The following is an 18,928-nucleotide window of genomic DNA, read 5'->3' on the forward strand; positions in this document are numbered from 1 at the left end:
ACTCAGTTTCGCACCGCCGCCACCGTCCGTACAGTGATGGTGACTATCCGGCCGACATATGCGTCAAGCGAGCCCGGCCAGGTCGTCGAAGTCGCCGTCCTTCGCGCCTTGGACGAAGGCCGCGATCTCCGCGCGGGTGTAGAGCAACGCCGGCCCGTCCGTGTGCCGGGAGTTGCGGACCGCCACCTCGCCGTCGGCGAGAACGGCCAGTTCAACGCAGTTTCCGTTGGGGTTGCTGCGGCGGCTCTTACGCCATACCGCGCCTTCGATGGCGCTGGCGCGTATGCCGTTGGACGGTGCGTTCACCTGATCTTCTCCTTGCTGGGTGATCGGCCTCGGCCCGGAACGTCCCCCTGCCTCGCCGTGGCGCGAATCGGCCGCCGCGCGACCGTTATTGCCGATGCAATTGCAGATGTACTTGCAGCAGAAGGGGGCCGACGGCATATTAGCTCTTCCGAACTGCGCGGCCCAGACCCCGAAATGCCTGCGGGAAGATTGCGATGACCCCACACTCGGCACCGACCGTGCCCGACGTCTTCCATGAAGCATCGCCACTCGACCGGGAGCCGTACTTGTCACTCGTCCAGGCCGTACTCGCCTGGTCCGCACCCCAGGCGGCGCCCGCGCCCCGTGACTGCGAACAGATCACGCTGCTGCTGGCGGACCATGCCCGCGCCCTTGTCCAGGACTTGCGGCAGCGCTGCACGCGCCTGCCGAAGAGCGGCGCCCCGCGGACCCTGACCGAGACCCTGCTCGGCGAAGCCGAGCGGCGCCTGTCCCCACGGCACCGGACCACGGTGGCCGGGGCGCAGAACCTCGCCCGCCTCGTACGCGCCCTCTACGAGCGCCTGGACCACCTTCCGGCGCACCTCGGCCGCGCCGCCGAAGCCGCCGGGTAGCCCGCCCGTCCGCCGGCGGGCCCCCGATACGCAGCTCGGTCCGACGGATGGACCCACACCAGCCACGGCGACAGCGCCGACGAGGGACGGTACAGGAGACAGATGTTCAGCACGCCGGCAGTCAAGCGCAGTTACGAGGCCTACACCCAGCACGTGCGGCACTGTCCGCACTGCCACCGCAACGTACGCTGCGCTGCCGGCACTGCTCTGGTGCGCGCCTACTTGCGCGAAACCAAACTGGACCTGATCCGGTAGGAGCTCCGGCCACCTCCCCTCAGGGCTCGGCTCGGGGGCGTCCCCGTCACTCGCAGCACCCGTCTCTGCGCATCTGCTCCCCCACCGCCCTCCAGTCCGGGGCGCCCGGCGCCCGATCCCTCGGCGCCTTCGTCTTCTTGTAGGGCGCCGCCAACTCGGCGCGCTCATGGAGCCGGCCGCCGACCAGGACCTGGGTGACCCGTACGAGTGCGGCGAAGTCGGTGAAGGGGTCGCCGTCGACGATCGTGAGGTCTCCCAGCTTCCCCGCCGTCACCGAGCCCAGGTCACGCTCGGCGCCGAAGACCCGCGCGGGCGCCGCGGTCACGCTCAGCAGGGCTTCGGTCGGGCTGAAACCGTGGGCCACCAGCTCACGGAGGGACAGATGCAGATGGAGGCCGACCGGGGTCAGCGGGGTGTCCGTGCCGATCGCCATCAGGCCGCCCTCCTTCACGACCGTCCGGTAGGAGGCTACCTCCCGTCGCAGGATGAGCCGTTCCGCGTCCGTGGGGACCTTGGCCGCCTGCGCGCGGACGGTGGCCAGGTCCCAGGGCGGCATCATCTCGGTCACGCGGGGGTCGTCGACGAGGTCCGGGTGGTCGTGGATCGCCGGCAGGGCGCTGAACGGCGTCGCCACCAGGTTGAAGCGGCCGTGGGTGTAGTTCTCCCGGGTGTCCTGGTGGGTGCGGTTCCCCGAGGTGGCGCCGTGCCCGTACTCGGTCCGTTCCGTGGCGGACAGATGCGTCGTCAGATCCTGGCCGCTCTGCGCCCCTTGGGAGCACAGGTGGGAGCCGGAGCGCACCCCGAGCCCATGGCCGAAGCGGGCCGCGGCCGCCATGTACGCGAACGGCGCCCGGACGTACGTCTTCACGAAGTCCCAGTCCAGCGCGGCCCCGCGGGCGAAGGAGCGGCGCAGACCTTCGGGGGTGCGGTGCGCGCGGCCCATGGAGTACGCGACGCGCGGCCCGTCGAGCAGTTCGCCGGTGGTGAGCAGGCGCGGCCCGGCGAGCCTGCCGGCGATGACGTCCTCCCTCAACCGGGCCTGTTCGTAGGAGAATCCGGCGAGCGAGACGGTGGTGGTGACGCCGTACGCGAGTTCCAGCGCGGACTGGCGGGCCCCGTAGGTGTACTGCCAGGGGTGGGTGTGCGCGTCCCAGAGCCCGGGCAGCACCGTACGGTCCGACGCGTCGATGAAGCGGGTGGCGCGGCGCCCGGCGCGGTGCGGTTCGACGGCGGCGACGCGGCCGTCACGGATGAGGATGTCGATGTCGTCGCGGGGCCTGGACCCGGTGCCGTCCCAGAGCTGTCCGGCGTGGACGAGGGTGTCGACGGGCGTGGAGCGCCGATAGCTGACTCGCACGGGCACGGTGCGTCCGCCGCCCCCGTCGATCGGGGTCAACTTCACTTCGCCGTCCGCGAGATGGAGCACGGATGTGGAGTCGGCGGACCATGAGGGGTGGTCGGCGCCCTCGTCGCCGAGGCGGCGGGGTTCGCCGTGCGGGGTGCCGTCGGGGCGCACGGGCAGCACCCAGAGCGCGGACTCGCTGACGCAGGCGAACCACTTGCCGTCCGGTGACCAGGCGGGCCCCGACGCGTACCGGTCGGAGAGCGAGGCGAAGGGGGCCAGCGGGTGGAGCCGGGAGGCTCCGGTCGTGACGTCGACGACCCTGATGAGGTTGTAGCCCTCGCGGAAGCGGAGGTTGAGGCGGTTGCGGTCGCAGTACGCCACGTACCGCCCGTCGGGGGACCAGCTGGGCGGCCCCGGCAGCCCGCCGCCGCCCATCGGTGCGGCGAGCACCTTCTCCGTGCCGCTGCCGAGGTCGCGTACGAGCAGATTGCCGGCCATGTCGAGGCAGGCGAGCCGGGTCCCGTCCGGGGAGAGCGCGCCGTGGACGCGGCCGCCGGGCGCGAGGACGGTGTCCTTGCCGGTGGCGAGGTCATGGCGGCGCACGGCATTGAGCCCGTCGCGGTCGTCCACGTACAGCAGCGAACGCCCGTCCCGGCTCCAGGTGGGCCCTTGCACATAGGAACCAGCCGGCGCCCTGACGACCTTCCGAGGCTTTCCGCTGCTCGACATCGGCTGGACCCAGAGGGTGTTCAGCGACACGAAGGCGAAGGAGCGTCCGTCGGGGGCGAGAGCCGGCTGCTGGATGCCGCGCACCTTCCGCGTGCCGCGCGGCTCGAAATCGTACTTCTTGACGCGGTAGGAGGGCCGCTCGACGGGAAGCGTCGCGTCGAACGGCAGCACGTGTCCGCTGCCGCCCGTTCGGGCGCGCACGATCTGGAACTGTCCGTCGACGGTGAGCAGGAGCCGCTCCTCGTCGAGCCAGCGGGGCGGGGCGACGGCGATCTCCCCGTCGACGGGGACCGGCTTCCCGTCCACGACCAGGATGACCTGCTCGAACTTCCCGACCAGCTGCACCGTGCGCAGCCAGGCGCTGCGCCCGGCGGGCGAGAAGACCGGGACCTGGAGGTTGCCCGGCTCACTCTCGGCGTGCCAGACGGTGACGGGCCCGCCGACCGCGGGCACGGCCGCCAGCGTCCTGGACCTGAGCACCGTCTGGTCGAGGCTCCCCCGCACGAAGACGATCCGGCTGCCGTCGGCGGACCAGGTGGGGTCGAAGTCCTCGTACGGAACATCCTGCCCGGGCCCCGACTGCCCTTTCAGGCCGGTGAGTTGGGTCAGTTTTCCGCCGTGTGGATCGACGGTCCAGATGCGGTACGGGCTGCCCTTGACGGGGTCTCCGCCGCGCTCGGAGGAGAACACGATCTTCGAGCCGTCCGGGGACCAGGCGGGGCCCCGGTCGTCCCAGGGCCCTTCGGTCAGCCGCCGCAGTCCCGTCCCGTCCACGGCCATGACCCAGATGTGGAACTGGCCGCCCTTGAAGCAGGCCATGGCCACCTGGCGGCCGTCGGGCGAGACGGCGGGGCGGGTGGGTTCGAGGTCGGGCGGGGTGAGGGCGATGGCGGGCCGGCCGTCGTCGGCGAACGACCACAGGACGTTCTGCACCTCGGCGAGGAACCGCTGGCGGGCCGGGGTGGCGGCGCCGTTGGTGGTGGCGGTGAAGCGCAGTCGGACGGTCCGCTCCGCGGCGTCCTGGGGGGCGGCGGCCGCGACGGCCGCCGGGACGGCGGGCACCGCCACTCCCGCGATCGCCGTGCCCGCGGCGCTCTGGAGGAAATGTCTGCGTGGCATCGATGGCAACGTTGCTCCCGGAGTCTCGTGTGGTGCGTTACTGCCCACTGGCGCGGGGACAAGTCGGGAGGGTAGGGGGCGCGCCACGAACGGCGGAACCCGCGCGCCGCCCCCGGCCCCCCTCGGCCCGGGTATGGCCGGATTCGCCTGCGGGCGGGCGACTCCGGGAAGACCCGTGCATTCCGCTATGACCTCGCGAAAGAGACCGCTGGGCCCTGCCGAAGAGGGGCGGGAAGCCACTCTGGCCGAATCCGAGTACTTGCTTTCGGCGCGCAGGACCGGAAGTATCCGCTGACTGTGTCGGCTTTACGGTGACGACATAGATCATCTCCCGGTCGAGGGCGTCGAATGCGCCTAATTTCGATCGCGTCATTGAACGCCGACGAGTCCGGTGTGTACGGTGGGGCGGCCAGGTTCTCGATATTCGGTTACTTCTCGGTATTCCAGATTACGGGGGTTTGAGTGGCGGCCGAGTTAAGGGTGTGCATTGTCGGATTGGGGTCCCGAGGGTGCAGTGTCTTGGAACGGATCGTCGCTCTGGCGCGCAATTCCGCCTCCCTCTCCGCCGTGCGGGTGGACGTCATCGATCCCCTCTCCTCGGGGCAAGGGCTGCACGCGACCGATCAGCCCGACTATCTCCTCCTCAATACTCTCTGCGGCGAGATATCCATGTTCCCGGGGAAGGAGTCCGTGGGCGCGGAGAGCGCCCAGGAAGGCCCGGGGCTGTACGAGTGGGTCACGGAGCGCGGCCTGAGACTGGGCCCGGACGGCCGTACGGTGAGCACGACGGGCCGCGCCATCGCGCCGGACGACTTCCTGCCCCGCCGGGTGCTCGGCGAGTACCTGCGGTGGTTCTTCGAGCGGACCTGCCGCCTGGCCCCTGACCACGTACGCATACGACTGCACCGTTCCGCGGCGGTCGACCTGGCACCGGACGAGGAGACCGACACCACGAGAATCACTCTCGCGGACGGAACGCTCATCGAGACGGACTTCGCCTTTCTCACCCTCGGGCACGTCGGCAATGAACGGCCGGGAAAACTGCGGGGAAATCCGGGGACGGTACTGCGTCGCGTGACCGATCCTTATCCGCTGCCGGAGAGCGTGGCGGCCGTGGAACCGGGCAGTTCGGTGGCCGTCGGCGGATTCGGCCTTTCGGCCATGGACACGGTCGCCGCGTTGACGGTCGGGCGAGGCGGAACATTCTCGCGGGAATCCGGCCGGGTCCGCTATCTGGCCGGTGGGGCCGAGCCGCGCATTGTGCTGTACTCCCGGTCCGGCATGCCTTTCCGGGTGCGGCCCAGGCGCCCGGAGATGACCAGCCGCTTCCAGCCCGTCGCCCTCACCCGTGAGGTCGTGGCCTCGCTGCGCTCGGCCGGCCCGCTGGACTTCGACGAGCGGCTCCTGCCGCTGCTGATGAGCGAGATGCGGATCGCCTACCACCGCTGCCGGACCCTGGTCGAGGAGGGGCCGGCCGCCGAGGAGGCGGTGGCCGCCGACCTCGTCCAGGCGACCGCCTCGGGCAAACTGACCGCGGCGCTCGACCTGCTCGACCAGGTGCACGGCGTCTTCGATCCGACCGCCCTGTGGGACCCCTCCGCGACCATGGACCGGCGGGACAGCGCCTCGTACCAGCGCTGGCTCACCGACACCGTGCGCGACGATCTCGCCGAGGCCGACAAGGGTCTGACCCTCAGTCCGGTCAAGGCGGCCCTGGAAGCCGTCCGCGAGGTGCGCGACATCCTGCGCGACGCGGTCAACTTCCGCGGCCTGACCGGCTCTTCACTCGAAGAGTTCCTGTGCCGCACGGTGCCGTTGATGAACCGCGCCGTGGTCGGCCCCCAGAAGGAACGTTACGCCGAGCTCCTCGCGCTCGCCGACGCCGGCATCGTCCGCTTCCCCCTGGGGCCCGCCCCTCTCGTGGCCCCGGGACAGGGCGAGGACGCCGGCCGCTGGACGCTCGCCTCGACCCGCCTGGAAGAGCCGCACCACGAGAGCGTGGACTGGCTGTGCGCGGGCAACGCGCCCTGGCCCGCCCTGGCGGCATCGGCGAGCCCGCTGGTGCGCTCGCTGCACCGGCGCCGGGTGCTCAGCCCGCTCCTGCCCGGCAGCGACCGGGTCGCCACCGCCGACGTCGACGAGGCACTGCACCCCGTCGGCCCGGACGGCACAAGCCACCGGCGGCTCTGGCTGATCGGCCCGCTGACCGAGGGGGCCACGTTCTACAACCACCTCATCCCCACCCCGGGTTACTCCCGGGCCTTCGTCGACGCCCATCGCTGCGTCACGGACATGTTCGGCCAGTTCACCCGAGAACAGCGTGCGGATGACCCCGTACGCCCCGCGCCCAAGGAGACATCGTGCCTGTGAATTCCGTGTCCGCCGCCGACGAGCTCGCCAAGGGGCAGTGGAACGACGCCTACCGCCTCGACGGGCACGCCAACCTCTGGGGCGACCCGCCGGTGCCCTACGTGGTGAACGCCGCCAAGCTCTTCGCCGACCACTCGGCCTTCGTCGTCCTCGACCTGCCCTGCGGCGACGGGCGCAACCTGCCGCCGCTGGCGCAGGCCGCCACGGTGGTGCTCGCCGGCGACACCTCCCTCAACGCCATGGGCATCGCCCGTACGGTCGTCGCCAAGGCCGCCGCCGACAACGTCGTCTTCCACGAGACCGACGTCTTCGCCACCGGGCTGCCCGACGACTCCGTCGACGGCATCTTCTGCTGGGACCTGCTGGGTCACCTCACCGAACCGGAGAAGGCGCTTCAGGAGCTGCACCGCGTCTGCCGGCCCGGCGGCCACATCGTGGCCAACATGTGGACCATGGGGGACTGCCAGGTCGCCGACCCCGGCATGGTCGCCATCGGCCCCAAGGAGTACCGCGACCACGCCGACTTCTACTGCAAGTTCTACGACCGCCCCGACCTGGACGCCTACCTCGCCGCGTGCGGGCTGAGCGACGAGGTGAGCGCGGTGGAGCAACTGCGCTGGATGGAGCCCCCGCACGCCGGGTACCGCCCCTACTTCCACGAGCACGAGAGCCTCGCCTTCACCCTCCGCAAGAGGAGCCGGTAGCCCCTTGGACACACCACTGACCGGACGGATCGCTTCCGGGCCCCACCGGCTGCTCCACGACGAGGTGCTCGCCCCGCAGTTCGCCTTCGAGGTCGAACACCTCCTGCCGTGGTACGTGGCCATCGAGAAGGTCCTCGCCGTCGAGTACCGGCGCATGGGCATCCTCACGCCGGACCAGGCCCGCCGCATCGGCCTGGCCCTCCAGGGGGTCACCGCCGACACGCTCACCGCCGACCCCGAGCGCAACATGTCCGACATCGCCTTCGCAATCGAGCGCCAGGTGGACTCCCACCTGGCCTCCCCGGTCCCCGCCTGGCACGTGGACCGCAGCCGCAACGACCTCCAGGCCTGCGCGCAGGTCATGTTCGCCCGCCACCAACTGGCTATGACCGCACGGTCCCTGCTGGCCTTCGGCCAGGCCGTGCACCGGGTGGCCGCGAAGCACACCGAGACGGTGATGCCCGGGTACACCCACGGCCAGGCGGCCCAGATCATCACCGTCGGCTACTACCTGGCGGCCCTGTCCGAAGAGGTGGTGGCAGCCTCCCGGCGGCTGCTGGCGACCTACGACGAGATCAACCGCTGCCCGCTGGGCGCCGGCGCGATGGCGGGCCAGGAGCTGGACTGGGACCGGGAGGGCGCCGCCGAACTGCTCGGATTCGCGGGGCCGCAGCCGCACGCCCTGGTCTCGGTGGCCTCACGGGGCTGGGCCTTGCGGATCACCGGTGAACTCGCGCAGTTCGGCACGGTGTTGAGCCGCTTCACCACCGACCTCATCGCCTGGGGCGGCAGCGAGTACGGCTTCATCGACCTGCCCGACGCCTACGCGGGCATCTCCTCGGCGATGCCGCAGAAGAAGAACTTCCCCCTCCTCGAACGCATCCGGGGCAGGACCGGGCACCTGGCGGCGTTCCACGTCGACGCCCTCACCGGGCAGCGGAACACGGCGTATTCGAACTCGGTCGAGGTGTCCAAGGAGGCGGGCGCCCACATCCTGCCCGCCTTCCTGACGGCACGCTCCACCCTGGCCCTGGCCACCGCCGTCATGGAGCAGCTGCGCTTCCGCACCGACCGGATGTCCGCGGCCTGCGCCCGCGACTACTACGGCGGCTTCACCCTGGCCAACCGGCTGACGCTCGACGAGGGGGTGCCCTGGCGCACGGCACAGGTGGTGGCGGGCGCGTACATCCTCGCCGCGCTCGAACAGGGGGCGGCGCCCCAGGACCTCCGCCCCGACCTGCTCCAGCGGGTCGCCAAGGAGCACGGCCACGAACTGGGCGCACCCGAACAGGCGCTCGCGCAGGCGTTCGACGTCTCCGCGAGCATCCGGCAGAAGCGCTCCTCCGGTTCGACCCGGCCCGCCGAGGTCCGCGAACTGCTCGCGGCGCAGGCGGACTGCTGGCGGGACACGGCGACGGCATGGGACACGAGGCAAGGGCGCGTACAGGACTCCATGACCGAGACGGACCGCCGGCTGGGCATCGCCTGAGCACGGCGGACGGGGGGAGGGCACAGCAGTGTTGAAAGACGCGGGCTTCGGCGCCGCCAACGGAACCTTCGGCGAGCTGCTCCAGGGGATGCTGCCGGACGCGCAGCGCTTCCTGGTGACCTTTCCCCTCGACACCTGGTCGACCGCCGTCTTCAGGCCGGCCGCGGGAGGCGGCGGCGTCTCGGTGCACCCGCCGGGCAAGGCCAAGTCGCGGCTGCTGGCCACCCGCATGCTGCGCGCCTACGGGCATGAGGTCGGCGGCACCCTGGAACTGAGCGGCGGCCTCGCGGAGGGCAAGGGCCTCGCCAGTTCCTCGGCGGACCTGGTCGCCACGGCGCGGGCCGTCGCCGACGCCCTCGGCGAGGACCTGGACGAGGAGACGACGGAGGAGTTCCTGCGCGGCATCGAACCCTCCGACGGTGTCATGTACTCCGGGATCGTCAGCTACCACCACCGTGAGGTGCGCCTGCGGGAGCGCCTCGGCTTCCTCCCGCCGCTGACCGTGATCGCCCACGACGCGGGCGGCATGGTCGACACGGTCCGCTTCAACCGCGCGGCGCCGACCCCCGACCGGCGTACACGGCACAGGTACGCGTCCCTGCTCGACGGCCTGTCCGCGGCGATCCGCTCCGGCGACCTGGCCACCGTAGGACGTATCACGACCCTCGGCGCCAAACTCCACCTGGGACCCCAGCCCGACTTCCGCTTCGACCGCATGAGGAAGATCTGCCGCGAGGTCGGCGGCCTCGGCCTGGTGATCGCGCACAGCGGCACCTACCTCGGCATCCTGCTCGGCGAGGCCCGCGACGAGGACCCGGCGCGCATCGAGCGGGCCCGCGCCTGGTGCGCCGAACTGCCGGGCACCGTCAGCGTCTTCCGCTCGCTGGGCGCGGACGCGTCCGCACCCTCACCCGCCACGCACCCCGCCGGCCACGCTGGAGACGAACATGCTCTTTGAGAGCGTCACGGACGCCATAGGTCACACCCCGCTGGTTCGGGCCGCCGTCGACGCGGCGGACGGCGTGGAGGTGTACTTCAAGCTGGAGTTCCAGAACCTGTACGGGATGAAGGACCGCGTCGCCCGCAACATCATCCTGCGGGCCCGCGAGCGCGGCGTCCTCGCCGAGGGCGCGCCCATCATCGAGAGTTCCTCCGGCACCATGGCCCTCGGCGTAGCCCTGGTCGGCGCGTCGCTGGGGCACCACGTCCACATCGTCACCGACCCCCGGATCGACCGGATCACCTTGGCCAAGCTCCGCGCCCTCGGCTGCGAGGTGCACATCGTGGAGGCGATGACGGGCGGCGGCTGGCAGAGCGCCCGACTCGAACTCCTGCACCAGCTGCGCGCCGACCTTCCGGGCGCGTTCTGGCCCGAACAGTACGAGAACCCCGACAACCCCGCCGCGTACCGCGCGCTGGCCGCCGAACTACGCCACGACCTGGGTGACTTCGACGTCCTCGTCGGGTCCGTGGGCAGCGGCGGGTCGCTCTGCGGCACGGCACGCGCACTGTCCAGGACGATGCCCGATCTCAAGGTGGTCGGCGTGGACAGCGTCGGGAGCGTCCTGTTCGGCCAGCCCGACCGGCCGGGACGGCGGCAGAGCGGGCTCGGCAACAGCCTGCTGCCCGGCAATCTCGACCGACGGCTCATCCACGAGGTGCACTGGCTCAACGACCGGGAGGCGCTCACCGCCACCCGTGAACTCGCCCGGGAGCAGCAGATCTTCGCGGGCAACACCTCGGGCTCCGTCTACCACATCGTGCGGCACGTCGCCGCGCACGCCGAGCCCGGCACCCGGATCGTGGGCATCCTCCCGGACCGCGGCGACCGGTACGTCGACACCATCTACGACGACGCGTACTGGGCCGCCCAGGAGCTCGACGCGCTGCCCAGGTCGTCGTCCCCCGCACCGATCTCGGCGCGGGCCGGGGACGTCAGCGAGACCTGGTCCCGCGCCGCGGACATCGACCGCTCGGACGACGGGCAGCGGCTGCTGTTCATCGAGTCCAACACCACCGGCACCGGGATGCTCGCCCTCGAACTCACCCAGGAGTTCGCCCTGCGCCCCACCCTGCTCACCAACGACCCCGCGCGGTACCGGGGCCTGCCGGACACCGGCGCCGAGGTGATCACCTGCGACACCAATTCCCTGCCCGAGCTGCGGCGCACGATCCTGCGGGAGTTCCGCCGGGAGCAGATCGCCGGGATCACCACCACGAGCGACTTCTACCTCTCCCCCACCGCCGAGATCGCCGACTGGCTGGGCCTGCCGGGCAGTCCGGCCGACGCGGTGGCCGTCTGCCGGGACAAGTCCCGCAGCAGGCGGCGGCTGGCCGACGCGGGCATCCGGCAGCCCCGCTTCGCCGTGGTGACCGCCGGCGAACACCTGGAGAAGGCGGTCACCGAGGCCGTGGCCCGCACCGGCCTGCCCTGCGTCGTGAAGCCCGTCGACGACAGCGGTTCGAACCATGTGCTGCTCTGTACTCAGGTGTCGCAGGCCCTTGCCCAGGCCCGGGTCGTTCTGGCCGAGGAGAGGAACGTACGCGGTCAGCGCACCGCGGGCGCCGTCCTGGTGGAGGAGTACCTCGACGGGCCCGAGTTCAGTGTCGAGACCATCAGCCGGCACGGTGAGACCGACTGCCTGGGCATCGTGGAGAAGCACCTCGCCGGGCCCCCGTACTTCGTCGAACGCGGCCATGTCTTCCCCGCCCCGCTCCCCCGGGCCACGGCGGAGCACCTGACCGGTGCCGCCCTGCGCGCCCTGGAGGCCGTGGGTCTCACCGACGGCGCCGCGCACACCGAGATACGGCTCACCGCCGAGGGGCCCGTGGTGATCGAGATCAACGCACGTCCCGCCGGCGGCATGATCCCCGAACTGGTCCGGCTGACGACCGGGCTGCGGATGCAGGAGCAGCAACTGCGGATCGCACTCGGGCGTGAGCCGCACCCCGTGCCCGAACCGGACGGCGTCGCGGCGATCCAGTTCCTTGTCACGGACAGGTCCGGCATCCTGGCCCGGGTGGACGGGGTCGAGGCGGCACGCGCGGTCGAGGGCGTCCAGCAGGTGACGGTGACCGCCTCGCCGGAACAGCGGGTGGGGCCCGCGCGCAACGCCTACCATCGGCTTGGGTTCGTGATCGCCCGGGCACAGACCGCCGAGGAAGCCGTGGCGGCCTGTGCGAAGGCGCGGACCGAACTCGAAGTGGTGGTGGAGGCTCCGAGAGCGGTGCAGGACAGGGATACGTGATGCTGGTGAGCAACACCGAGGTCGAGACCCCCGGGGAGACCGAGGCGGACTGGCCCCGGCAGCGGAGCGCGCTGCTGCGTGACTCGGTCGGCGTCGGGCTGGCCGTCGGCGCCCTCGGGCTCTCGTTCGGCGCGCTGGCGGTGACGGCCGGGTTCACCGTCGCGCAGTCCTGCGTACTGTCGCTGCTGATGTTCTCCGGAGCGTCGCAGTTCGCGGTGATCGGGGTCCTGGGGGCGGGAGGCAGCGCGCTCACCGGCGCCGCCACGGCGACGCTGCTCGGGGTGCGCAACAGTCTGTACGGCCTGTCGCTGTCCCGGCTGCTGCGGGTGCGCGGCGCGCGACGGGTGCTCGCCGCGCACCTGGTCCTCGACGAGAGCGCCGGCATGGCGATGGGCCGGCCGACGGAGCGCGCGTCGCGGCTGGCCTTCTACGGCACGGGCGTGGCGGTCTTCGTCTTCTGGAACCTGGCCACGCTCGCCGGGGCGATCGGTGCCGAGGCCCTGCCCGACCCGGCGGTCCTCGGCCTCGACGTGGCGTCGCCGGCCGCGTTCATCGCGCTCCTGATGCCCCGGCTGCGGGGGCCGCGCCTGTGGGCGGTGGCCGTGGGCGCGGCGGTGACGGCCGTCGCCACCACGCTCGTCCTGCCCGCCGGGGTGCCGGTGCTGGTGGCGGGTCTTGTCGCGTGCGTCACCGGGCTGTTGATGAGGCGGCGCCGCGCGGACGCGGCGGAGAGCGGGGCCGGCGAACAGGGGCGTGAGAACTGATGTGGACCGCGATCGTCCTCGGGGTGGCGGGGGTGTACCTCCTCAAGCTCGCCGGGCTGTACGTACCGGCTTCGGTCCTGGAGCGGCGGCAGGTGCAGACGATCTCCGCGCTGCTTCCCGTGGGGCTGCTCGCCGCTCTCGTCGCGGTGCAGACCTTCACCACCGACCAGCGTCTCGTGCTGGACGCCCGTGCGCTCGGCTTCGGTGTCGCTTTCGTCGCGGCCCTGTTGCGGGCCCCTTTCCTGCTGGTGGTGGCGTTGGGTGCGGGGAGCGCCGCGCTCGTCAGGCTCTGGTGGTGACCTGCGAGGCGTAACCACGGCGGGGCCTTCTCGGTATGCAGCGTGCGCATCTCGCACCGGCGGATCAGCACAGGAACACGGAAAGGAGAGGGGGGCGGGCCCGCTCGACGGGCGCCGCGCCTCCGAGCATCGATGGGGATCAGTCATCACGGCCGCACACATCGTCTGGACTGGGAGGACGCCACACTCAGGGAATGGGAGTGCACCGTCCTGTGGTCCGACCCGGCCGATCCGGAAGCGGGGGTCGTCCTGGACCGCTCCGCGTTCTACCCGGGCGGCGGGGGTCAGCCGCCGGACCACGGCGTACTGATCTGGCAGGGCGTCCAGACCCGTGTCGTCGGCACCCGCAAGGGCGACGACCTCTACCTGCTGCCCGCCCCCGGAGATCCCGTGCCCCCGGCGGGCACCCAGGTCACCGGCGCGCTCGACGACGGGCGCAGGAGCTCTCTCATGCGGACGCACTCGGGCCTCCATGTGCTCTGCGGCACCGTGTTCCGGGACTTCGGAGCGCTGGTGACCGGCGGCAACATGCAGCCGGGCGAGGCCCGGATGGACTTCAACCTGCCCGAGGTGCCGCCCGGCTTCAAGCAGAGCCTGGAGGACGCGGTGAACGCGGAGATCGAGGCGGACCGGCAGATCGTGGTCCGGGTCCTGTCCAGGGATGAGGCGCAGGTGATCCCGGATCTGGTCCGCACCCAGTTCGTGGCGCCGCCGGACCTGCCGGAGGTCCGCGTGGTCGACGTGGTCGGCCTGGACGTCCAGGCCGACGGCGGCACCCATGTGGCGTCCACCCGTCAGGTGGGGCACGTGACCGTCACCAAGGTGGAGAGCAAGGGCCGCCAGAACCGTAGGGTGCGGATTCGGCTCGACGCTTGAGGGGGCGGGGGGCTCGGGAGCGGCCCGTGCGGGCGGGTGGGCTGTGTCCCGGGGCCCCGTCCGGGGGACGTTTCCCGCCCCCGTCCGGCAGCCGCTACCGGCGGGAACGTCCGACCGGCAGCCCCTGGCGCGGTTCTGCGGCGAGGGAGTCCGCCAGTTCGCGCAGCTTCCGCATGAGGGACGCGGCCTCGGTCTGGTCGGCCCCGATGCACACGGCGCCGAACTTCCCCACCTCGGCGGTGGGACTCATCATGTGCAGCACCACACCCGTCGCGCGCTCGGGGTCCCAGGCCAGGGGCGAGCGCGTGACGGCTCGGATGAGCTGGGCCGGCCGCAGCCCTTTGTAACGGGGGTCCATGATGCTGTCCGATGCCTCGTACACCCGCTCCTGTTCCCCGGGCCCGCCGTGGGGCGCGGGGCCGCTGACGACCAGTCGGCCGTCCGGCGTGGCGCGTGTCCCGAGGAGTCCCGTGACCATGCCGAAGGCGTGTTTGGTGCCGGTGGACCTCAGGTTGATCTCGCATCCGAGGAGCTGCCAGGAGTCGCCGGTCCGCCTGGCCAGGAAGTCGACCCCGTAGTCGCCCCTTTCCACTCCCCGCTCCCGCAACGCCCGGCCGATGCGCAACCCGTAGTCGATGAGCGTGTGCCGGTACTCGGCGCTCGCCGGGAACCGGCAACCGACGTAACTCTGGCCGTGGTTGGCGAGCACCTGGTCGTGCGTGGAGACCGCCTCGGCCTCGGCCGCGTCGGTGATCCTGCCCTGGAAGCTGGGGCTACGCAGGGTGTCGTCCTGGATCCACTCCTCCACGACGGCGCCGGTCCGCTCCAGGGTGCGTACGTAGTCGTCCCAGGTGATGTTGGTGTCCACCAGGGTGGCCCGGGGCAGTACGTCGAGCAGGCGTCGGACCAGCGTGGCATCGTCCGTAGCGGCGCCGAGTGAGGGTTCCACGTCGTCGAGGTCGAGGAGCGCGTTGCCGAGGCCGGCTCCGGAGGCGGGGTCGTCGAGTTTGACGACTACCGTACGGTGCCCCGCCCGTACCATCCGCGCCACTTCCTCGGCGAGGCCGTGCAGGGTGTCGCAGGGGGCGGGGGAACCGTCGGGGACGGGCACGCCGACCTCGGCGAAGATCCTGCGGCCGGTGTGTTTGGAGCCCAGCGGGATGTGGGACGAATGCGGCTGGTCGCCCGGGACTCCCAGCTCGCGGGCGTAGCGCTCCAGCGGTGCCGAGGGTTCGAAGTAACACAGCCGGACGTCGGCACCGGCGCGCTGACGGTCGTTCACGAAAGCGCGGATGGCCGCACGGACCTGTGCGGCCTGGGGGTTCTCCGCGTCGAGGACCTTCTCGCTCAGCCATCGGGAACCCGCGTCGTCCAGGCTCACGATGCGCACCCGGCCCCGCGCCTCACCGCAGTCGGCGCCCAGCAGTCCCAGGTAGTAGCCCACCTGTTCGTCGGCGTCCAGCACTCGCGGGGCGGCGACGTACAGGAGGTCGCCGTCGGACCGGCACACCGTGTCGATGATCGCCGAACCGAGCAGCCGCTCCGGAAAGTACGCGGCACCGGCCAGCCGTTTCAGGATCTCCGGGTCGCACTCCCGGCTCTGGATGTGTACATGGGCCGGGCGAGGGCGCGAGGCCGCCGTCATGCGGCCGCGCCGACGGCCGGGTCGTTGACCGGGTCGTTGACCGGCAGAGCGTGCTGGGCTTCCACGATCTTCTCCTCCACAAGGCCACTCCGTCACAGGAGAGAACGCGCGCCGCGATGCCGAAGGGACGGAAAGGCAGTAGCAGTTGGCAACTTTCTGTTACGACGCAAACGCAGAGCGTACGTTACCAGGGGCGATTCGCGTGACGGGTGAGAGGAACGGACGGCCCGAACGGCCGACCTCTTCGCCGGCGCCGCCCGCCCCTGTCTTGGAGTACGCCCCGGGCGAACGATCACACCACTCGGCTGTCCACACCCCACAGTGGTGAGCATGCTGAACCGAGTAGCCGTCCTGTCCGACATTCACGGAGTCCTGCCGGCCCTGGAGACCGTGCTCGCCGAACCCGACGTCAGTACCGCCGATCGCATCGTGCTCACCGGTGACATCACCGCCGGTCCGCAACCGACTCAGGTTCTCGATCGGTTGGTCGGCCTCGGTGACCGCGTCAGCTGGATCAGCGGCAACGCCGACCGTGAACTCCTCGAATTGCGCCGGGGACAACGTGACACGATCCCCGACCCGATCTCCCCCTGGGCAGCCGAGCAACTCCGCGAGGAGCATCTCGACCTTCTCGACTCGCTTCCACGCTCACTCACGCTCCCCGTGCACGGCCTGGGAAGGGTGCTGTTCTGCCATGCCACCCCTCGCGACGACGAGGAGGTCGTCCTGGTCGACTCCCGCCTCGACCGTTGGCAGGAAGTCTTCAGCGGACTCGACACTGACATCCGCACCGTGGTCTGCGGCCACACCCATATGCCGTTCGTCCGCCTCGCCCACGGCCGGCTCGTGATCAACCCCGGCAGCATCGGCATGCCCTACGGACGAACTGGAGCACACTGGGCCCTTCTGGGCCCGGGCGTAGAGCTGCGCACAACGCACTTCGACCTTCGGGCCGCAGCCGCCCAGCTCAGCCGGGAGTCGTCCTATCCAGGAATCACCGAGTGGGCAGACTACTTTCTGCACGCTCGCGCGTCCGACGCCGACGCCCTCGCCGCCTTCGCCCCACGGGACGGATGCGACCAACCCAGCCATTAAGCCGCCGGGCGGCTCGTTTGGTGTACGTGCTGCGCCCGATCAGCCCTGCTCCTCTGCGTCGAGGCGTGCCAGCCCCTGTTCCCAGCGTTGTCGGCGTTCGTCTTGCGACTGCTCCCACCAGGGGGTGGCCCGTTCGCCCAGAGCGACTTTGGCCTGGTTCACGCGTGCGCGCGCGGCCCGCTCCGCGTGGGTGTCGCCCGCCGTCGTCGCGGAGCGCACCGCGCGGCGAGCCGCCATGAGGTGGTGGCGAAGGCGAGCGGCGGTCTCCTCGGGGATCAGCGGGTCGGTCGCCCGCCATTTCCTACCCTTGATGACGACGAAGTGGCCGTCGGGGGTTTTCTCCGGTGACTGATGTGCTTCCACGTGAACGATTCTGCCCACTCGCGGCCTCCGCGGCCTGAAGCCGCTGCGGTACGCACGCCTCTTCCTGCAAACGGGTTGAAGCGATGTACGGAGCCTTACCCCTCGCGGCGAGTTGGTCAGTCCTGCGCCACCTTCGCCGCGGTCACGTTCTCGATCACGCGGCCGAGTTTGGTCTTGGCCCGGGTCAGGTCCTGGATGCGTGCGGCGATGCGGTCGCGTTCGGTGATGAGCTGGTCGAGCATGGCGGGGGTCGCGACGCCGGTGCTCACGCACGGCAGGAGTTCGACGACCGTACGGCTGGAGAGGCCGGCCGCGAAGAGGTCCTGGATGAGCTGGACCCGCTCCAGGGCTTCGTCGGGATAGTCCCGCTGCCCACCGGGCGTCCGCGCCGATTCCAGGAGCCGCTGTTCCTCGTAGTAGCGCAGGGCCCGCACGCTGACCCCTGACCGTCTGGCGAGCTGTCCGATGCGCATGACGCAGGTCGCTCCCTTCCCGCTCGTACCTCACGTCGACGTCAGGTTCAGGCTAGCAATACCGGCTCCATGCTCGCCCCCGCCCGCTCGGCGACCCCACCCGCCCGTGCCCCCCTCCTCCAGCCGGGCGGCAGTTGGGACTTGCACCTCACGTCAACGTCAGGTTTTAGAGTGACGAGCGTCGGACGAAGACGTCATTCCGGCCCGTCGAAGTGAGGCAGATCCGTATGCGCGCAGCCCGGTTCCACGAATACGGCGGAGCGGAGACTCTGGTGATCGAGCAGGCCCCCGACCCCCACCCCGGGCCCGGTGAGATCCGTGTCCGGGTCGTGGCGGCCGGCGTCAATCCCATCGACTGGAAGCTGCGCGCCGGCGCCCTGCACCAGTTGATTCCCCTTCAGCTGCCCGCCATTCCCGGGCGCGACGGCGCCGGTGTGGTCGACGAGATCGGCGACGGGGTGCGCGGGGTGAGCATCGGCGACCGGGTCTTCGGGCTGGGCGGTGTCACCGGCGCGACCGCGGAGCTGCTCGTCCTCTCGGCCTGGGCGCACACCCCCACCACGTGGAACGACGAGCAGGCCGCTGGTGCCGGTCTCGCCTCCGTGACCGCGATGGGGGGACTGAACGCGCTCGGCTCCCTCGCGGGGCGCACCCTTCTCGTCGAGGGCGCCGCCGGAGGCGTGGGCAGCGCGGCGGTCGAGATCGCGGTGGCGCGAGGTGCCACGGTGATCGGGACAGCCAGTGAACGCAACCACGAGTTCCTGACCTCTCTCGGCGCCGTTCCCACCACCTACGGTCCCGGCCTCGCACAGCGCCTCACCACCCTCGCTCCGCACGGCGTCGACATCGTGCTCGACACCGCGGCCTCCGGCTCCCTGGACGACCTCGTCGCGATCGCGGGCGACCCGAAGCGCGTCGCGACGGTCGCCGACCACGCGGGCGGGCAGCGCCTGGGCACGCATGTGGTCAACGCGGAGAACGATTCCACTCTCCTGACCGCGGCGGCGGAACTGGGCGGACAAGGCCGCTACACACCCCGTATCGAACGGGTCTACCCCCTGGAGCGGATCGCCGACGCCCACGCGCACGCCGAGCGCGGACGCACCCGAGGAAAGATCGTGATCTGCGTCTGAGCGGGCCGATCTCCATGGCGCCTCGTCGGGTCTCCCCCGCACCGGGTGGAGTCAGAACCGACCTGCAAGTGGCGTCAACCACCGGTCCTGGCACAGGCCTTGGGCCAGCAGACAGAGATCTG

Annotated in this window: 17 protein-coding genes; 12 read left to right on the forward strand and 5 right to left on the reverse strand. The window is 71.1% G+C overall.

Annotated elements, in window-relative coordinates; genetic code table 11:
• Positions 1-63: 63 nt before the first annotated feature.
• On the reverse strand, positions 64-306 hold the full coding sequence (locus tag ACZ516_RS06610; RefSeq protein WP_358578354.1) for a DUF397 domain-containing protein: 243 nt from the start codon (positions 304-306) through the stop codon (positions 64-66).
• Positions 307-500: 194 nt separating this feature from the next.
• Between ACZ516_RS06610 and ACZ516_RS06615 the strand changes: the two genes are divergently transcribed.
• Positions 501-899 carry a DUF6415 family natural product biosynthesis protein gene (locus tag ACZ516_RS06615; RefSeq protein ID WP_469008860.1) on the forward strand — a complete coding sequence of 133 codons (399 nt, stop codon included), beginning with the start codon at positions 501-503 and terminating at the stop codon, positions 897-899.
• Between the two features lie 102 nt (positions 900-1,001).
• Positions 1,002-1,154, forward strand: a complete 153-nt coding sequence (locus ACZ516_RS06620) for a hypothetical protein (protein WP_358578359.1) — start codon at positions 1,002-1,004, stop codon at positions 1,152-1,154.
• Between the two features lie 46 nt (positions 1,155-1,200).
• On the opposite strand, the gene ACZ516_RS06625 is transcribed toward ACZ516_RS06620, so the two are convergent.
• Positions 1,201-4,347, reverse strand: coding sequence for an amidohydrolase family protein (locus ACZ516_RS06625; RefSeq protein WP_469008861.1), 3,147 nt, complete (start codon positions 4,345-4,347; stop codon positions 1,201-1,203).
• Positions 4,348-4,827: 480 nt separating this feature from the next.
• On the opposite strand from ACZ516_RS06625, the gene ACZ516_RS06630 reads away from it, so the two are divergent.
• From ACZ516_RS06630 to ACZ516_RS06665, 8 genes are all read left to right on the forward strand, one after another.
• The gene (locus tag ACZ516_RS06630; protein ID WP_469008862.1) at positions 4,828-6,717 is read left to right on the forward strand and encodes an FAD/NAD(P)-binding protein; all 1,890 of its coding nucleotides are present in this window, start codon (positions 4,828-4,830) and stop codon (positions 6,715-6,717) included.
• Entirely contained in the window at positions 6,708-7,421 is a 714-nt protein-coding gene (locus ACZ516_RS06635) for a class I SAM-dependent methyltransferase (protein ID WP_358578366.1), read from the forward strand. Before ACZ516_RS06630 ends, ACZ516_RS06635 begins: the two co-directional genes overlap by 10 nt.
• Before the next feature lie 4 nt (positions 7,422-7,425).
• Positions 7,426-8,910 (forward strand): lyase family protein, encoded by a 1,485-nt coding sequence (locus tag ACZ516_RS06640; protein WP_469008865.1) that lies wholly within the window; start codon positions 7,426-7,428, stop codon positions 8,908-8,910.
• Between the two features lie 28 nt (positions 8,911-8,938).
• On the forward strand, positions 8,939-9,868 hold the full coding sequence (locus tag ACZ516_RS06645; protein ID WP_469008866.1) for a GHMP family kinase ATP-binding protein: 930 nt from the start codon (positions 8,939-8,941) through the stop codon (positions 9,866-9,868).
• On the forward strand, positions 9,858-12,158 hold the full coding sequence (locus ACZ516_RS06650) for a pyridoxal-phosphate dependent enzyme (protein WP_469008867.1): 2,301 nt from the start codon (positions 9,858-9,860) through the stop codon (positions 12,156-12,158). The genes ACZ516_RS06645 and ACZ516_RS06650 overlap by 11 nt, the downstream gene beginning before the upstream one ends.
• On the forward strand, positions 12,158-12,922 hold the full coding sequence (locus ACZ516_RS06655; protein WP_358578376.1) for an AzlC family ABC transporter permease: 765 nt from the start codon (positions 12,158-12,160) through the stop codon (positions 12,920-12,922). Before ACZ516_RS06650 ends, ACZ516_RS06655 begins: the two co-directional genes overlap by 1 nt.
• On the forward strand, positions 12,922-13,221 hold the full coding sequence (locus tag ACZ516_RS06660; protein WP_358578378.1) for an AzlD domain-containing protein: 300 nt from the start codon (positions 12,922-12,924) through the stop codon (positions 13,219-13,221). Before ACZ516_RS06655 ends, ACZ516_RS06660 begins: the two co-directional genes overlap by 1 nt.
• A 132-nt stretch (positions 13,222-13,353) precedes the next feature.
• Complete coding sequence (locus ACZ516_RS06665) at positions 13,354-14,097, forward strand: alanyl-tRNA editing protein (RefSeq protein WP_467466025.1); 744 nt, start codon at positions 13,354-13,356, stop codon at positions 14,095-14,097.
• Between the two features lie 94 nt (positions 14,098-14,191).
• On the opposite strand, the gene ACZ516_RS06670 is transcribed toward ACZ516_RS06665, so the two are convergent.
• The gene (locus ACZ516_RS06670; RefSeq protein ID WP_469008869.1) at positions 14,192-15,742 is read right to left on the reverse strand and encodes a peptide ligase PGM1-related protein; all 1,551 of its coding nucleotides are present in this window, start codon (positions 15,740-15,742) and stop codon (positions 14,192-14,194) included.
• A 330-nt stretch (positions 15,743-16,072) separates the two neighbouring features.
• Here ACZ516_RS06670 and ACZ516_RS06675 point away from each other — a divergent pair, with 330 nt between their 5' ends.
• On the forward strand, positions 16,073-16,837 hold the full coding sequence (locus ACZ516_RS06675; protein ID WP_469008870.1) for a metallophosphoesterase family protein: 765 nt from the start codon (positions 16,073-16,075) through the stop codon (positions 16,835-16,837).
• A gap of 39 nt (positions 16,838-16,876) precedes the next feature.
• Here ACZ516_RS06675 and ACZ516_RS06680 read toward each other — a convergent pair whose 3' ends face one another.
• Complete coding sequence (locus tag ACZ516_RS06680; protein ID WP_469008872.1) at positions 16,877-17,200, reverse strand: hypothetical protein; 324 nt, start codon at positions 17,198-17,200, stop codon at positions 16,877-16,879.
• 116 nt (positions 17,201-17,316) lie between these two features.
• Positions 17,317-17,673: a MerR family transcriptional regulator gene (locus tag ACZ516_RS06685; protein WP_358911906.1), complete on the reverse strand. Its 357-nt coding sequence runs from the start codon at positions 17,671-17,673 to the stop codon at positions 17,317-17,319.
• 227 nt (positions 17,674-17,900) lie between these two features.
• On the opposite strand from ACZ516_RS06685, the gene ACZ516_RS06690 reads away from it, so the two are divergent.
• A complete protein-coding gene (locus ACZ516_RS06690; RefSeq protein ID WP_469008875.1) occupies positions 17,901-18,806 on the forward strand; it encodes an NADP-dependent oxidoreductase in 906 nt (301 codons plus the stop codon).
• Positions 18,807-18,928 lie beyond the last annotated feature (122 nt).

Source organism: Streptomyces sp. NPDC034037 (genome assembly GCF_055575715.1).

Excerpts from the sequence above, each read along its gene's own strand:
- ACZ516_RS06615 (WP_469008860.1), top strand. The coding sequence starts at position 501 with ATGACCCCACACTCGGCACCGACCGTGCCCGACGTCTTCCATGAAGCA.
- ACZ516_RS06620 (WP_358578359.1), top strand. The coding sequence starts at position 1,002 with ATGTTCAGCACGCCGGCAGTCAAGCGCAGTTACGAGGCCTACACCCAG.
- ACZ516_RS06625 (WP_469008861.1), bottom strand. The coding sequence starts at position 4,347 with ATGCCACGCAGACATTTCCTCCAGAGCGCCGCGGGCACGGCGATCGCG.
- ACZ516_RS06650 (WP_469008867.1), top strand. The coding sequence starts at position 9,858 with ATGCTCTTTGAGAGCGTCACGGACGCCATAGGTCACACCCCGCTGGTT.
- ACZ516_RS06655 (WP_358578376.1), top strand. The coding sequence starts at position 12,158 with ATGCTGGTGAGCAACACCGAGGTCGAGACCCCCGGGGAGACCGAGGCG.
- ACZ516_RS06660 (WP_358578378.1), top strand. The coding sequence starts at position 12,922 with ATGTGGACCGCGATCGTCCTCGGGGTGGCGGGGGTGTACCTCCTCAAG.
- ACZ516_RS06665 (WP_467466025.1), top strand. The coding sequence starts at position 13,354 with ATGGGGATCAGTCATCACGGCCGCACACATCGTCTGGACTGGGAGGAC.
- ACZ516_RS06670 (WP_469008869.1), bottom strand. The coding sequence starts at position 15,742 with ATGACGGCGGCCTCGCGCCCTCGCCCGGCCCATGTACACATCCAGAGC.
- ACZ516_RS06675 (WP_469008870.1), top strand. The coding sequence starts at position 16,073 with ATGCTGAACCGAGTAGCCGTCCTGTCCGACATTCACGGAGTCCTGCCG.
- ACZ516_RS06685 (WP_358911906.1), bottom strand. The coding sequence starts at position 17,673 with ATGCGCATCGGACAGCTCGCCAGACGGTCAGGGGTCAGCGTGCGGGCC.
- ACZ516_RS06690 (WP_469008875.1), top strand. The coding sequence starts at position 17,901 with ATGCGCGCAGCCCGGTTCCACGAATACGGCGGAGCGGAGACTCTGGTG.